Origin of the sequence: Gillisia xinjiangensis (assembly GCF_046298265.1) — a bacterium.
GTDB lineage: Bacteria > Bacteroidota > Bacteroidia > Flavobacteriales > Flavobacteriaceae > Gillisia > Gillisia xinjiangensis.
This window is the reverse complement of record NZ_JBKAHK010000119.1, coordinates 1-528: the sequence shown is the minus strand read 5'-3', so window position 1 is coordinate 528 and position 528 is coordinate 1. Positions and strand designations below refer to the sequence as shown.

At 66.1% G+C, this 528-nt stretch carries 1 protein-coding gene; it reads left to right on the top strand.

Features of this window, described 5'->3' with window-relative positions; all coding sequences use genetic code 11:
* Window positions 1–528 (top strand): FAD-dependent oxidoreductase (locus ACKGJN_RS16785; RefSeq protein WP_409540714.1); only part of this gene is annotated, 528 nt, incomplete at both ends.

The following is a 528-nucleotide window of genomic DNA, read 5'->3' as shown; positions in this document are numbered from 1 at the left end:
GACCTTGGAGCGCGCCGGCTTCGCGCTTGGGCGCCTGAAGACCGGAACGCCGCCGCGCCTGGACGGCCGCACCATCGAGTATGGCGGATTGCAGGCGCAACCCGGCGATATGCCGCCGGAGCCCTTCTCCAGCCTGACGGCGATCACCCAGCCGCAGATTGCCTGCCACATCACCCATACGACGGCGGCGGGCCACGCGCTGATCCGAGAGAACCTCCATCGGGCGCCGCTTTATTCCGGCCAGATCGAATCGACGGGGCCGCGTTACTGCCCCTCGATCGAGGACAAGGTGGTGCGCTTCGCCGAGCGCGGGCAGCACCAGATTTTTCTGGAGCCCGAAGGCCTAGACGATCCGACCGTCTATCCGAACGGCATCTCCACCTCGCTGCCAGAGGATGTACAGGCTGCCTTGCTGAAGACCATTCCTGGCCTGGAACAGGCGCGGATGCTGCAGCCGGGCTACGCCATCGAGTACGATTACGTCGATCCGCGCGAGCTCACTGTGGGCCTGGAAACGCGCCGCATGCC